The following is a 14,860-nucleotide window of genomic DNA, read 5'->3' on the forward strand; positions in this document are numbered from 1 at the left end:
GGGTATCGGCGAAGTGGGTGCTGACAGCCTGCCTGAGCCACCCGGGGACGCCGAGCTGGACGAAGACCGCCGCGAGGGCCTGGTCCTGCCGGTGATGGGAACCGTCGAGGCCGGCGCGCGCACGCCCAGCCGCCTGCAACCCCGCCAGGCCGCGCGGGTGCACACGGGCGCGCCGCTACCCACGCTCGCCGACGCCGTGATCCCGCTGCGGTGGACCGACGGCGGCAGCAAGCGGGTGCGGATCCTGCGCGGCGCCCCTTCGGGTGCGTACGTGCGCCGCACCGGCGACGACGTGCAGCCCGGCGACGTCGCGGTGCGCGCCGGCACGGTGATCGGCGCGGCCCAGGTCGGGCTCCTCGCGGCGGTCGGCCGCGAACGGGTGCTGGTGCATCCGCGGCCCCGGGTGACCGTGTTGGCCGTCGGCGGTGAACTGGTCGACATTTCGCGCACCCCGGGCAATGGGCAGGTCTACGACGTCAACTCGTACGCGCTGGCGGCGGCGGCCCGCGATGCCGGTGCGGAGGTCAACCGCATCGGCATTGTCAGCAATGACCCCAAGGAATTCCGCGACACCGTCGAGGGCCAGATCAACCGAGCCGAGGTGATGGTGATCGCCGGCGGGGTCGGCGGCGCCGCCGCGGAGGCGGTGCGCTCAGTCCTCTCCGAGCTGGGGGAGATGGAGGTCGTCCGTGTCGCGATGCATCCCGGATCCGTCCAGGGCTTCGGGCAGCTGGGCCGCGACGGCGTCCCGACGTTTCTGCTGCCCGCCAACCCGGTCAGCGCGCTGGTGGTTTTCGAGGTGATGGTGCGGCCGCTGATCCGGCTCTCGCTGGGCAAGCGTCAGCCGATGCGCCGGATCGTGCAGGCCCGCACGCTGTCGCCGATCACGTCGGTCGCCGGCCGCAAGGGCTACCTGCGTGGCCAGCTGATGCGCGACCAGGAGACCGGTGAATACCTGGTGCAGGCACTCGGCGGGCCGCCCGGGGCGTCCTCGCATCTGCTGGCCACCCTCGCCGAAGCGAATTGCCTCGTGGTGGTGCCCAGCGGCGCCGAACAGATCCGCACCGGCGAAATCGTCGACGTCGCTTTCCTGGCTCAGCGCGGTTAAGTGCGACGACTCCGCCAGCTCGTGAACCTTCTGCGCACCAACGCCCGTCACCCGGGTTGGCCGCTGGATGTCGGGCCGTTGCGGGTGCAGGCGGGCGTCGTCCGGCTGCGGGCGGTGCGGATGCGCGACGGCGCCCAGTGGAGCCGCATTCGGTTGGCCGACCGCGCCCATCTCGAGCCGTGGGAGCCCAGCGCGGACAGCGATTGGGCAACCCGGCACGCGGTCGCCGCGTGGCCGGCGCTGTGCTCCGGCCTGCGTGCCGAGGCCCGGGCGGGCCGCATGTTGCCCTACGTCATCGAGCTCGACGGGCGGTTCTGTGGCCAGCTGACCATCGGCAACGTCACCCATGGTGCGTTGCGGTCGGCGTGGATCGGCTACTGGGTGCCGCGGTCGGCGACCGGCGGCGGGGTGGCCACGGCCGCCTTGGCGCTGGGCCTGGACCACTGCTTCGGTCCGGTGATGCTGCACCGCGTGGAGGCCACCGTGCGGCCCGAGAACGCCGCCAGTCGCGCCGTGTTGGCGAAAGTCGGCTTCCGGCAAGAGGGATTGTTGCAGCGCTACCTTGAGGTCGATAAGGCGTGGCGGGACCACCTGCTGATGGCCATCACCGCCGAAGAGGTGTCCGGCTCGATGGCATCGACCCTGGTCCGGGGTGGACACGCCAGCTGGGCGTGAACGCGCCGCCTCTCGGTGGTGACGGCTCGGCGGTTCGCGCATTGCCTCCGGTGTGGCTATCGCGACACGAGTGACTCATGGTGCTTGTGAGAGGCAAATTGCAGGTGTGTAATTGTCCTGGTCACCAAGACCCGGCCGCGCTGGCCTCCGAGGGGCTTCGCGGAATCGGAACCGAAGAGAGCAGGTCGTCATGCCAAGCATTCCGCAGTCATTGTTGTGGATCTCGCTCGTAGTGCTCTGGCTGTTCGTCTTGGTGCCCATGCTCGTGAGCAAACGCGATGCCGTGCGCCGCACCAGCGATGTGGCCCTGGCCACGCGGGTGCTCAATGGTGGCGCGAACTCCCGCCTGATCAAGCGCAGCGGTCCTGCGGCAGGTCATCGCAGCGACCCCGACTGGAAGCCGCCGGAAGAGTCGGCCGCGGACGAGCTCGACCTAGCCGAGGATGAGCAAGACGAAGAGCGCGACACCGAGGAGCTACGGGCGGCGCGCCCCGTCGTCATGAAGATTGCGACGCCCGAGCGCACCGAGCCCGACTACCTCGACGTCGATGTCGTCGAAGATTCGCAGGCGCTGCCGGCCGGCGTCGAGGCGGTCGACGAGGAAGAACCCGAGGCCGACGAGGATGACGAGGATTCCGACACCGACGTGGTCGCCCACGCCGGTGATGAAGCCGACGAGGGCTTCGAATACGTCGAGGACTCGTCGGGCCTGGAGCCCGAGGCCGACGCCGGCGACGAGGAGATGGCGCCGCCGGTGCCGCGGAACGCCTCGCGGCGCCGCCGCTTCGACACCAAGACTGCCGCCGCCGTCAGCGCCCGCAAGTACGCCTTCCGTAAGCGGGTGCTGATGGTGATGGCCGTCGTGCTGGTCGGCACGGCCACGGCCGCGTTCAAGATTTCGCCAACCGCCTGGTGGGCCTGCGGCAGCGCCACCGCTGTGACGCTGCTGTACCTGGCTTACCTGCGCCGCCAGACCCGCATCGAGGAGAAGGTCCGTCGCCGCCGGATGCAGCGGATGGAGCGGGCGCGCATGGGCGTGGAGAATGCCTACGATCTCGACTACGACGTGGTCCCGTCGCGCCTGCGCCGCCCCGGCGCGGTGGTCCTGGAAATCGACGACGAGGACCCGATCTTCGAGCACTTGGACTACGCGATGCCGATGCGCAACTACGGCTGGCCCAGGGACTTGCCGCGGGCCGTCGGCGAGTAGCGATCGCATTTCGGCGGTTCGACCCACGGCTGGTAGCCTGCTAGCGATCAGGGGCTATGGCGCAGTTGGTAGCGCGACTCGTTCGCATCGAGTAGGTCAGGGGTTCGAATCCCCTTAGCTCCACCACGGAAACGCCCAGTTCATCCGGGCGAGTAATCGAATTTGCTGTCGGCGAGTGGGCAGGCGCGGCGCCAGCCACGATTGGCACAGGTCCTGCGCGGTAGTTGGTCGGAGTTCTCGTTGACCACGACCGGCGGCACGAAGATCTCGTCGACACGTCCCAACCGAAGACCAAGTCGACGCCGTGGTCGGTGAAGTTGATGTTGGCCTACGCCCAGCGGTCGCGACCCACGATCCATAATCCGGGTGTTCCGCCAGTGTCCTCTCAGCGGGAGAATGCGGTAATTCCCGCGAGGCCATGACCTTGTCGTGTACACATCCGGCAATCGTGTCGTAATCAGTTGCGCTGCAAGGCGGATGCCGGGTGCGGCGGTCACCACCGTCGTGCACACCAACCGGTCGCCAGGTGAACGAACGACGAGCTATTCAGTGCGATCTAGTGGGTGAGGGCGGTGCCAATATGGCCCGGTTCGTAGGGGCGTCCTGGATCCGCTAGCCTATTACTAGGATGTCCTAGTAATAGGGGTGTAGAACATCGATGCCATTCAGGGAGTGTGCCGTGGCGACTGACAGCGATGAGGTCCTAGCTCGTGTCGACCGCGGCGTGGGGAAGCTGACCTTGAACCGGCCGACGGCCATCAACTCGCTGACCCATTCCATGGTGATCACCCTCCAAAACGTGCTTGCCGATTGGGAGCACGACGACGACGTACGCGTGATCGTGCTGGAGGGCACCGGCGGCCGTGGGCTGTGTGCGGGCGGCGACGTGGTTGCGATCTATCACAGCGCTCGGTCCGACGGTGCCGAGGCCAGGCGATTCTGGCGTGACGAGTATGTGCTCGACAGCTACATCGCTGGCTACCCCAAGCCCTATGTGGCATTGATGGACGGCATCGTGATGGGCGGCGGTGTCGGCATCTCGTCCCATGCAAGCATCCGCGTGGTGACCGACAAGTCCAAGATCGCTATGCCCGAGGTCGGTATCGGCTTCGTCCCCGACGCTGGCGGCACTTACCTCCTTTCTCGTACGCCTGGGCTGCTGGGTCTGCATGCCGGGCTCACCGGGGCACCGTTCTCTGGCTCGGACGCGATTGCGATGGGTTTCGCGGATCACTACGTCACGCACGAGACGTTGAACGTTTTTGCCGAGGCAATCGGGACTGACGGCATTGACGCCGCTCTGAAAAAGTACGCCGTCTCGCCACCGGCTAGCGAGCTTGCCGCGCAACGGGTTTGGATTGACGAGTGCTACGCGAAAGACACGGTTGCGGACATCCTGGCCGCGCTGCGCGCACACGATGGCGCCCCCGCCAACGATGCGGCCAGGCTCATCGAATGCCGATCGCCCTTAGCGCTCTCGGTCACCCTGGAGGCGGTGCGCCGCGCGGCGAAGCTAGGCACACTCAAAGACGTTCTCCACCAAGAATATCGGGTATCTTGCGCGGCCCTCCGCACCCACGATCTGGTTGAGGGCATCCGAGCGCAGGTGGTGGACAAAGATCGAAATCCGAAGTGGTCACCGGCGTCGTTGGAGGCTGTCAAGGACGACGATGTCGAAGTATTCTTCGCCCCGGTCGATGACGACCTTGCCCTTTAAGAATGGAACTCCGATGAGCCCTGAGCTGACCCAAGAGACTATCCGTATTGAGCGGGACGGGCGGGTGGCCATGATCACGCTGAATCGGCCCAAAGCGCTCAACGCGCTCAACCGTCAGGTGATGGCCGAAGTAACAGCGGCGGCAACCGCATTCGATGCTGATCCGGGGATAGGCGCGATCCTGATCACCGGTTCGGAAAAGAGCTTTGCTGCCGGTGCAGACATCAAGGAGATGGCCGACCAGTCGTTTGCGGACGTGTTCGGTGTCGATTACTTCGCCGCGTGGGGCCGCCTGGCGGCAGTGCGCACGCCCATAATCGCCGCGGTGGCCGGATACGCACTGGGCGGCGGTTGTGAGTTGGCCATGATGTGTGACGTGTTGATCGCTGCCGACACGGCGAAATTCGGTCAGCCGGAGATCAAACTCGGGGTCTTGCCGGGGATGGGCGGTTCCCAGCGGCTGACCCGGGCGATCGGAAAGGCCAAGGCGATGGACTTGATCCTTACCGGGCGCACGATCGACGCCGTCGAAGCCGAACGCGCTGGCTTGGTGTCGCGTCTGGTGCCTGCCGACCGGCTACTGCAAGAGGCCAAAGCCGTCGCTACCACGATCTCGGAAATGTCGCTGCCGGCAAGCCGAATGGCCAAGGAGGCGGTCAATCGGGCGTTCGAGACCACTCTTGCCGAAGGTTTACTTTTTGAGCGACGGTTGTTCCACTCCGCATTCGCCACCGCCGACCAAACCGAAGGCATGGCTGCGTTCGTCGAGAAGCGGTCGCCCGACTTCACCCATCGATAGCGGTCCGCTTCCTCCCGAGCGAAGATCTGCCCTTGTCCGGCGCGCATCTCGTTGGGACGTCAGCGTCGGAATCGTTTGGCACAGTTTGATGTTCACTTCGCCGCCGGTGCGGCAGCCAGCGTTCATTGGCTGGAATCGCCGGTCCCCGTCGCAGTCCTGTTAGGCGATTCTGTGGCGGATTCGACCGGCCTGGGTGGTGGTCCCCCCGATGGCGTCTCGGGTTAGTTGGCAGGCGGCCTTGCTTCTGCGGCCGAACTCGGCGGCTGTTGTTTGATGGTTGGCCGTTGCGTCCCGCTACAGGGTTCGTCACAGGGTGGTGGCGGTGGCCCTATCGGTGTTGGGTTCGCGACTGATGAACCGAGATTGATCAGCGGCATTCCCGCCGATGGATCTTCTGCCGCCAAGTCCACGATGCTCATCGGTAGCCCGGGTCCCAGACCTTCTGGGTGCTCGTAGTGAGCGTCGCTGATCGGCGGCGGTGGCCCGACGATCGGGGGAAGGTCGACTGGGATCACGCCAGTGGCGTATGCCGCGGCCCAGCCCAGCACGTTCTGCGCGTATGGAATCGAGTTGTTATACCGGAGAATCGCGGCCATGACTTGGGTCGGGTCGCGCAGGTCGAGGCCTCCGCTACACAAGTACTTGGCGGCCGCCAGCGCCGAGTCGTATAGGTTCTGGGGATCGGCCACCCCATCGCCGTCGCCATCGGCGGCATATCGCGCCCAGGTACCCGGTAGGAACTGCATCGGTCCTATCGCGCGGGCATAACTGGGTTGGCCGCTGGCGACGTTCTGCAAGATGATCTCGTTACCGGGCAACGTGCCGTCGAGCGCAGGCCCATAGATGGGTTGTATCGCGGCGCCGTGGGCATCGGTGGCACCACCGCGGGCGTGGCTCGATTCAATCCGGCCAATGCCTGCCAGAAGATTCCAGCTGACCCCGCAAGCCGGATCGGAAACGCTCAACATTTGTTCAGCGTTGCGGTAGGCGGACAGTGCAATCGCCGGAATACCCAATGTCCCTTGCGAACGAACCACGTTCGTCGCTGGCGGGGGCGCCAAAACACTGGCTATCGCGATGTGGAAGCCGGTTTCCGCGTGCTGGGTAGCGATAACCCTTGGGCCAAGTGGATCACTGTGGACCGGGGCTACAACGGACGCCGCGGTGACCATCGCACCACGCAGTGTCATCGAAGGCGATGGTCGAGCCGCGGCGCCGGTGACCCCGACGAACACCAACGGGGTCATCACCGCGATGGCGAACGCGGGGGTCTGGCATCTGCAGATCGCACGCCGCCGGATCGCGGCAACAACGCGAACTGGGGCTAGCTGGGCGGCCACCCGCACTGGCGCCTCGACAGCATGTGGGCCTATCGGACGCTTGCGGAACCACGCAAGCGGTGTGGCTCTTCGCCGGACCGACCGTTTGTGCCGACGATGTCTGCCACAATCCTGGCCGGTCAACACGAGTAAAGGGGAGCGGTCATCGAGCTGACCATTTAAATGGTGTCCGTGCGCGCAAGCTGCAAACCGACGGTTGTTCCGACGAGTTTGCGCGGGGCGGCGTACAGCCCCCTGGGTGCCAGTCTTATTGGCCGCCTTGGGTGCTCACTCTTGCGCCTGCACGTCTGAAGCTTTTCGTCGATCAGTGGTTCGAGCGCCGACAATGTCACGTGTATTCCTCCCCCTGCCTCACCGAGGCGCCTCTCGTATGAGCTGCCCGCACCCCCTGGCACCGATGCAGTGAATGCCAAGACCGGGCCCGGCACTTAGTGTGCCCTCCGTCACACACAGTGTCAACGCGCTAGTTGACGATCGCGAATTGGGCGCCGCGGCGGCTTCGCGTTGGCGTGCGGACCAAAGGGAATCCAGGCAGCAAGGAGCGTTGTCAACGCAATCATTGACAAGTTGTTCGGCAGTGACCGTCCCGCCCTAACCCCTCGTCATCGCAGGTAGGAGACCAGAAACGGTCGAGCTGAACCGCAACGTCCGGAACGAGGGGGCGTGCAATACCTGGTCATGATGCACGGTCAGATTAAGCCGCTGCCTTTGGAAATCAGTCAGTCAACACGATAGTAGACACGAGCCCGCCGCGGGGTATAGCGTGTGACTTGTCTCGCACAGAGCGCGCATGCGCAAATACACAGCGCGGCGCGAGCCGCTCATGCGGCCGCCCCGAATATGTCGAGTTGTGTGGCTGTGCATGCGATTAACAGTCGAGGAGAATGGCGCAAATGCCAAGGACACGCGACGAAGTCACTGTCGACTTTGACCATCACACACCCGCCCGGGTGCTCAATCCCGACCTCGCATACGCCGAGTTGCGGCATAGCTGCCCCGTCGCCTGGAGCAACGCCCACGATGGTTTTTGGGTGGTGTCGGATTATGAGGACGTGGTCCGGGTCATGAAAGATCACCGATACTTTTCGACCAGCGAGGGCATAACCATCCCGCCCCCTCCCTATGGCCAATCGGCGCTGATCGATTTTGATCCGCCGATGCACACCGCCTACCGGCGGATAATGAATGCGACGCTGTCCAAAGAGGTAGTTCACGAGTCGCTGAGGCCGCGCATCGAGCACTGGGCGAACGTGTTCGTCGATCGTGTGATCGAGTCGGGTCGTTGCGACCTTGTGTATGACCTCGCAGTGACGGTTCCCGCCGCGGTCACCATGGAGTGGCTTGGCTGGGACAAGGAGGATGAGTGGTGGCCGATCGGAAAAGCCTGGCATGACTTAATGAGTCGGCCGCTGGGCGACGCCGGCTTCGAGGATGCAGCGCAGGTCGTCGCGTGGTTCGACACGCGGATCACCGAAGAATTGGCCAAGCGCCGCGAGGACCCCCGCGACGACACTCTTAGTCACGTAGCCAACATGACGATCGATGGTGAGCCGATCCCGGAAAATCACGGGATCAGTCTGGTGCGACTGCTGGTTGGGGCGGGCGTGGATACCACGACTTCACTTATCGGGTCGGCGCTGGTGCACCTGCATTTTCATCCCGGGGATCGCCTCCGACTCACCAACGAGCCGGAGTTGTGGACGTTGGCAACCGAAGAGTTTCTCCGCCGATACTCACCGGTCCGCACCGTCGCGCGCACCTGCGTCAAGGAAACCGAGTTGGGGGGATGCGTCATAAAGCCCGGTGATCGGGTGCTTGCCTCTCCCGGCTCGGCCAATCAGGATGGAAGCGTTTTCCGCGAGCCGTTACGTTTTGAGGTCGACCGGGCTCCGAACCGCCACCTTGGTTTTGGCTCGGGTGTTCACATGTGCCTTGGTATGCACCTGGCTCGTGTGGAATTCGAGATCGTCGTACGTCAGGTGCTCGCTCGGATGCCGGATTATCGTGTCCTGGAAGACGAACTCATTGATTATTCGCGGCAATCGGTCTTCACTGGCTGGATGAAGGTGCCCGCGCTCTTTACGCCCGGGGCCAAGGCGGTGCCGGCGAGTAGCGCGCCCGCTGGTTTCGAGTTGGTGCACTAGGCGTTTTCGGGATGCCGTCTCAAGAAGAGGTTCGTTGGAGCGCGCCGCTTCGCGCGATGGTCGGCGCTGTCGCCCGAGAAAGCCTCCGATTGAATGACCGTGGCGGCCCTGCGTGCGGGATGCCCACGAACAGCGCCGAGATATGGAGGATGCAATGCGCTTGAAGGGCAAGGTCGCGGTCGTAACCGGTGCTGCAAGCGGTCAAGGCCGGGCGACTGCTGAGCTCTTCGCCCGAGAAGGTGCTGCAGTCTATGCGGCCGACCTACATCCAGGGGGCTACCGCGCCGATGGCGTCCACCATCACCAGCTCGACATTCGGGAACCCGACGCGTGGTCCTCGCTGGTAGACACGGTGCTCGACCAGGCCGGCAAGCTAGACATCCTGGTCAACAATGCCGCGGTCACCGGTAGCAGCGGACCGTTTCACACCACATCACTTGATGACTGGAATATGGTCATTCAGACCAATCTCACCGGTACCTTTCTCGGGATGCGCGCAGTCATCCCGGCGATGCAAGAGCAGCGCGCGGGCGCGATCGTGAACATCGCATCGATCGTCGCCATGTCGCCGGTGCCTTTCGTGGCTCCCTACCACGCCACCAAGGGCGGTATCCGCGTCATGACCAAACATGCGGCTTTCTCTTATGCTGCCGATGGCATCCGCATCAACTCCGTATATCCGGGAATCATCGACACTCCGATGATGGAAGCCGCCGTTTCGGACGACCACATGATGGCCGCCTTCAAGACAGGTATCCCGATGGGCCGCGTTGGTCAACCCGGTGAAGTGGCCGCAGCCACCTTGTTCTTGGCCAGCGACGAGGCTAGCTATTTGACTGGCGCCGAACTTGTCGTCGATGGCGGTGCATCCATCCGGACTGCGCTGGCGGCCGCCCAGATGGAAGCGCTCACAACAGAGCTCGCATGAGCACCTCGACATCGCAGCCGTTGGCGCTCAGCGTCCTTCGTCCGTCGACGCAGTCGATGCTTATCCGGGTCGGTGGCCGAGATTCGTGTGCCGCATCTGTCCGCATGGGCGCTCAAAGACGTTTCGACGCCGATAGAACGCCGCGGCAATGTAATTCGCCTGGCGTGACTGATCGGCAGTTTCGTGTGTGGTCCCTTACCTGCTCGGGAGGAGGAATCTATGAAAGTGGAAGTTGACACGGGACGCTGCCAAGCACATGGGCTATGCGCCATGATCGCCCCGGCGGTATTTGGCCTTGACGACGGCGGCTATGTGCAGTTGATCGATCCGACGCCAGGAGAGGATCAGCGCGAAGCAGTGGACGAGGCGGTCGGCTGCTGTCCGACGGAAGCCCTGGCTGTAATCGACACCTAGCGATGAGAATCGTTGTGCAGCTCAAAACCTCAGCGAATTGGGGAGCTTTGGGTAACTGCCGGCTACGCGTACGGACAACTCGCCAGCAGACTCCAGGACTGAATCGGGGACCTGAAGTCTTCGAGTCTGCTCAACAGGGATGCGGCGGTGAGGGTTGTGGGAACAGGGCTTCGTCGGTCAGTATTGCACTCCGCGGCGCAACCCATGTGTCCGATTTCCGCCCCGCGGCTATGGGATAGGAGTGGCACTGAGATGTTCCATCGGTTGATCGCTGGCCAGGTTGGTGCGCTCTGCCTCGCCGCCTTGATGCTGGCCGCACCCGCCCGTGCCGACGATCAAAGCTATATGCAATACCTCGACGGACACGGCTACACGGGTGTGTACTTCGGAGGCTATTTCCATCCGCGTAACACAATCGTATTGGGCCATGCCGTCTGCAACGACTTGCGCGGCGGTGGCACGCCCGAATTGCAGCAAATCAAGTGGTGGATGCTGCCGCAATTGCCACTTGTGCGAGAAGCTGCTCAGCGTGAGTTGTGCCCCGATACCCTGAACTAGCCTGAAGGGCTGGATTCGCTCGCTGCCGTGACCGTGCCGGTGCGCCAGCACCTGCGGTGGGGGGTTCATGGTCGCACCTGCCGGCATTGGGCCCGACACGTCAGGGTTTGCCCGGCACGTGAACGCTAACACCGGCGTGCAAGGGATGAGCGTCCGTGCGCTGTTCGTCGACCTGGACTGAACAGGCGCCGGCCGGCTTTCGACGGCGATAGTTGTCACCGTTAACCCATGTGACGGCAATGCGTTCGGCGTCGGGGTCGCCCTGCAGCACCGTCGATCACAAGGCCATTCGTAAGGCCACCCATAACTGGGCCGGCAACGGAAGGAGAGACCGATAGGGCGGGTGAAGACTTGCGTGTTGGGCACGCAGTGCCCGCACCGTCAACGCGTCGGCCCCATCATCTCCTGACGAGGGCTCGATGGGACCGGGCGGGCCACTGTTCCACCAAAGAAATCCAACAGGGATGTTGACGCGATCACCATGTTGCACCTAGTGTGACTCAAGTCGCAGACCCAGTGGCCTGTTGGCAAGCTGACTGATCGGGGAGAACGTGAGGGCTGACGTATTACAGCGGGGGGACACTCAGCCGTGAGCGCCAGTACAACAGGTGGATTGGCAGATAGCGCATATGCCGTCGGTGGCGGAGTTCAGAGGCGCCCAAATCTAGGGACGGCTACAAGATTGCGCGCCGGACTTCGGCGCGTCGCGATGGTCCCGGTGACCAGCCTCGCGACTGTGGGGCGGTCTCTGATGTTGACTGCGGCGGTGGTTCGCTATTCGATAAGCGATACCTTGACCCGCCGCCTGCCGATCGCCGAGACGATGGTTCAGGCGTGGACGTTGTATAAGGTGACGGCGTTGCCGGCCTTGCTGATGGCGATTCCCTTCGGCGCGATGATCGCGGTGCAGGCATCGGGTCTGATGAACCAGGTGGGAGCGAACTCGGTGGTCGGGGCCGCCAGTGGCGTCGCTGTTCTGCGTCAGGGCGCGCCGATTACCACCGGCCTTTTGATGGGAGGAGCGGCCGCGTCGGCGATCGCGTCCGATCTTGGTGCCCGCGCGATCCGTGAGGAACTCGACGCGCTGCGGGTGATGGGGGTGGACCCGGTACGGAATTTGGTGGTGCCGCGGGTTTTGGCGCTCGTGCTATTGGCGCCGGTGTTGTGTGCGATCATTATCGCGTCGGCGGTCCTGGCATCGTTTATCCTCGCGGTGGCGGTAAATGACGTCACATCCGGAAGTTTCTGGCAATCGTTTGGCGCATTCGCCAAGATCGTCGATGTCTGGTTTGCGATCGGAAAAGCAATCGTCTTTGCGGCGATTGTTGGGATTACCTCATCACTGAAGGGGATGGAGGCTACTGGCGGACCGCGCGGCGTCGCAGATGCCGTCAACGCGGCGGTGGTGCTCAATGTGGTGGGAATCGTTTTCGCGAACCTCGCGATTACTCAATTTGAATCGATGTTCTATCCAATGCAGGTGGCCTGATGGCGATTTCGGTGCCCGCAAGCGCGAGGCCTTCGAGTTATTTCGGTCGGTGGCAGCGTGCTGCGCCTCTGATCGAGGAGCCTTTTCGAGTTGTTGGCCAATGGGTAGTGTTCGTTGCGCAAGTCATCTACCTGCTGCCGTTAACGGTCACCCAGTACCGCAGGGAGACGTTGGCGCGGATGAACAGTCTGGCCTGGGGTCGTGGTTCCTTGATTGTGGACGGCGGCGTGGTCAGCGTCCTGGTGATCCTCGGTATTGCGGTCGGTGCCTCAATCGCGATTGAGGCTTTCGCGACGTTGAATCTGCTAGGGCTGGGGGCGTTGTCGGGGATCATCAGCGGCATCGGGAATGTGCGAATATTCGCCCCGCTGATCGCCGGCATCGGCTTTGCCACGCAGGCGGGGTGTCGCATGACTGCAGAAATCGGTTCGATGCGTATCGCCGAGGAGATTGATGCCACCGAGGCGATGGGGTTGCGACCGATACCGTTCGTAGTGGGGACGCGCCTGGTGGGCGGTTTGCTCTCCGTAATACCGGGCTTTATGTTGACGTTGCTGGTGAGCTTTTTTGTCTGCAGCAGCATGATCAACATCGTGTATGGGCAGCACAGCGGCACGTATGAGCACTACTTCGTCCAGTTCCTGCCGCCCAGTGACCTTCTGTTCTCCACCGTGAAGGCATTCACCTTTTGCTTCGCGGTAACCCTCATCCATTGCTACTACGGCTATTTCGCCTCCGGGGGCCCCGTCGGTGTTGGTTTGGCGTCCGGGCGGGCCGTGCGAGCCAGCCTCGTAGCGATCATGGTGATCGATTTCCTTCTCACCGTCGCCCTGTGGGGGCTCAAGCCGACGTTCGTGTTCAAAGGGTAAAGGGCTTCGCCGATGACGTCTTTGCTCACCAGGTCAGAAAATGAAGAGCGGCGCTTGCTGACGCGCGTTGGTGCCGTACTGGTTCTGTCTCTAGTTTTGATCGTCGGATTATGGACCGCGGTCGATCCGTTTGACCATGCGCCAGCGAATTCCATCTCGGTGACGATCGAGACCCCGTATGTGGGTGAGGGCGTCGGTCCCGGGACGCCGGTGATCATGCACGGCGTCAAGATTGGCCACGTCGCCTCGGTTACGAATTTGCGCGGTGGCGGTGTCCGGTTGCAGACCGTAATGGGCTCGGGTCCCACGACCGGGTTGACCGACACCATGGGCGTCGATTTTCGCCCGTCGAATTACTTCGGAGTAACCGGCGTCAATATCCTTCCTAACGCCGGTGGCCGGCAGCTTCGCAGCGGCTCCGAGTTGAGCATTACACCGACCGGCAATTTCGCGTTGCAGGCGCTGCTTTATCGTTTGGGCGAGTTGTCACACAAGGTAATCAACCAGCGCCTCATCGATGTCGTCGAGCGGGGCACCCGCTACGCTGATGCTCTCACGCCGCTGCTCGAAACAATGCTCATCGTCGGTAAATCTGTTGCGGATGTGCAGACGGTCAGCACCGAACGGCTTTTACGGAACACCACAGGTATCAGCGTCGGTTTCCCGGCCTGGCTCGACGGATTGGCGCGCACCGTTGATACGTCGCTGCACACCGAACTCGACCAGGCCGCCCCGACGGTCCGGGATCCCCTCTACCGACACTACGTCGACACGTACGACAGCCAGATGAGGAATCACTTCACATCGGAGCAAAAACTGGCCCAATCGGACATTGACACATTTACTTTCGGCCCGGTCAAACAATTCTTCGACGCCGCCTCGACCGACCTCTTTGTCAAGGTTGGAAACCTGTTGTCGACACACACCTATGACTTGTTCCCGGCGGTCGAAGAACTGCGCAGCGTGATGGCGACGGTTCCAGGAATCATCGATGCCGAAGGTATCGGAACCACGCTTCGTGAACTGCACTCCCGGCTGCGACGGATGTACGAAGGGTCGGGTGATCAGCGCGCAATGCAGGTTCGGATCGTTCTGGACGAGATTCCCGCCGTGGCGGCACCGCTGGGCGTGGCAGTGGGGGGACAGGGATGACAAAGCCGATGCGGGCAACGCTAGGGTTCGCGGTGGCCGCCGTGGTCAGCGTCGTGCTGCTGATCGTGATCACCAATGCCGTCACGCAGCCCGTCGCCGTCACCACGCGCTCCTATCACGCCGATTTCACTGACGTCTCGGGAATGCACGAAGGCGCGGACGTGAGGGTGCGCGGCGTCCGCGTCGGGAAAGTCGAAAGCATCCGGCTCAAACGAGCGAACGGTCGCAGTCTGGCCGACGTCGGATTCACGCTGGATAAGCGGTTTGGCATCGTCGACACCACCAGGCTTGCGGTGAAGTTCCAGGCGCTGACAGGTCTGCGCTATGTGGATGTGGCCAATCCCGCCGAAGGCGACAATGTCGCCGGCCGGATCACGAATGTGTCGACGAAGATGACCCAACCGTCTTTCGATATCACCGTCCTCTTTAACGGATTACAGCCCGTGCTTGCCACGAT

At 63.3% G+C, this 14,860-nt stretch carries 14 protein-coding genes and 1 tRNA gene; 14 read left to right on the top strand and 1 reads right to left on the bottom strand.

What is annotated here, in order from left to right:
• The 6 genes from glp to A5695_RS14810 all read left to right on the top strand — a co-directional run.
• Positions 1-1,108, top strand: a 1,108-nt coding sequence (gene glp, locus A5695_RS14785) for a gephyrin-like molybdotransferase Glp (RefSeq protein ID WP_068083165.1), incomplete at its 5' end; no start/stop codon positions are given.
• 21 nt (positions 1,109-1,129) lie between these two features.
• Positions 1,130-1,783 carry a GNAT family N-acetyltransferase gene (locus tag A5695_RS14790; protein WP_068083191.1) on the top strand — a complete coding sequence of 218 codons (654 nt, stop codon included), beginning with the start codon at positions 1,130-1,132 and terminating at the stop codon, positions 1,781-1,783.
• Positions 1,784-1,973: 190 nt separating this feature from the next.
• Positions 1,974-2,993 (top strand): gephyrin-like molybdotransferase receptor GlpR, encoded by a 1,020-nt coding sequence (glpR, locus tag A5695_RS14795; protein ID WP_068083167.1) that lies wholly within the window; start codon positions 1,974-1,976, stop codon positions 2,991-2,993.
• 50 nt (positions 2,994-3,043) lie between these two features.
• Positions 3,044-3,119 (top strand) — tRNA-Ala (locus tag A5695_RS14800).
• Between the two features lie 553 nt (positions 3,120-3,672).
• Entirely contained in the window at positions 3,673-4,710 is a 1,038-nt protein-coding gene (locus tag A5695_RS14805) for an enoyl-CoA hydratase/isomerase family protein (protein WP_197515502.1), read from the top strand.
• Positions 4,711-4,735: 25 nt separating this feature from the next.
• Complete coding sequence (locus tag A5695_RS14810) at positions 4,736-5,509, top strand: enoyl-CoA hydratase (protein WP_068083194.1); 774 nt, start codon at positions 4,736-4,738, stop codon at positions 5,507-5,509.
• 221 nt (positions 5,510-5,730) lie between these two features.
• On the opposite strand, the gene A5695_RS14815 is transcribed toward A5695_RS14810, so the two are convergent.
• Positions 5,731-6,765 (bottom strand): lytic transglycosylase domain-containing protein, encoded by a 1,035-nt coding sequence (locus A5695_RS14815; protein ID WP_369830191.1) that lies wholly within the window; start codon positions 6,763-6,765, stop codon positions 5,731-5,733.
• A gap of 977 nt (positions 6,766-7,742) precedes the next feature.
• On the opposite strand from A5695_RS14815, the gene A5695_RS14820 reads away from it, so the two are divergent.
• The 8 genes from A5695_RS14820 to A5695_RS14855 all read left to right on the top strand — a co-directional run.
• On the top strand, positions 7,743-8,993 hold the full coding sequence (locus tag A5695_RS14820; RefSeq protein ID WP_068083197.1) for a cytochrome P450: 1,251 nt from the start codon (positions 7,743-7,745) through the stop codon (positions 8,991-8,993).
• 154 nt (positions 8,994-9,147) lie between these two features.
• On the top strand, positions 9,148-9,921 hold the full coding sequence (locus A5695_RS14825; RefSeq protein ID WP_068083175.1) for an SDR family NAD(P)-dependent oxidoreductase: 774 nt from the start codon (positions 9,148-9,150) through the stop codon (positions 9,919-9,921).
• Between the two features lie 219 nt (positions 9,922-10,140).
• Positions 10,141-10,335, top strand: coding sequence for a ferredoxin (locus A5695_RS14830; protein WP_068083179.1), 195 nt, complete (start codon positions 10,141-10,143; stop codon positions 10,333-10,335).
• Positions 10,336-10,587: 252 nt separating this feature from the next.
• Entirely contained in the window at positions 10,588-10,893 is a 306-nt protein-coding gene (locus A5695_RS14835) for a DUF732 domain-containing protein (RefSeq protein WP_068083182.1), read from the top strand.
• A 682-nt stretch (positions 10,894-11,575) separates the two neighbouring features.
• Entirely contained in the window at positions 11,576-12,382 is an 807-nt protein-coding gene (locus A5695_RS14840) for an ABC transporter permease (protein ID WP_231974840.1), read from the top strand.
• On the top strand, positions 12,382-13,251 hold the full coding sequence (locus A5695_RS14845) for an ABC transporter permease (RefSeq protein ID WP_068083185.1): 870 nt from the start codon (positions 12,382-12,384) through the stop codon (positions 13,249-13,251). Before A5695_RS14840 ends, A5695_RS14845 begins: the two co-directional genes overlap by 1 nt.
• Positions 13,252-13,263: 12 nt before the next feature.
• The gene (locus tag A5695_RS14850) at positions 13,264-14,403 is read left to right on the top strand and encodes a hypothetical protein (RefSeq protein WP_068083188.1); all 1,140 of its coding nucleotides are present in this window, start codon (positions 13,264-13,266) and stop codon (positions 14,401-14,403) included.
• 32 nt (positions 14,404-14,435) lie between these two features.
• The coding region (locus tag A5695_RS14855) for an MlaD family protein (RefSeq protein ID WP_369830190.1) at positions 14,436-14,860 on the top strand (425 nt) is incomplete at its 3' end.

The sequence above is a fragment of the Mycobacterium sp. E1747 genome, assembly GCF_001667775.1.
Classification (GTDB): domain Bacteria; phylum Actinomycetota; class Actinomycetes; order Mycobacteriales; family Mycobacteriaceae; genus Mycobacterium.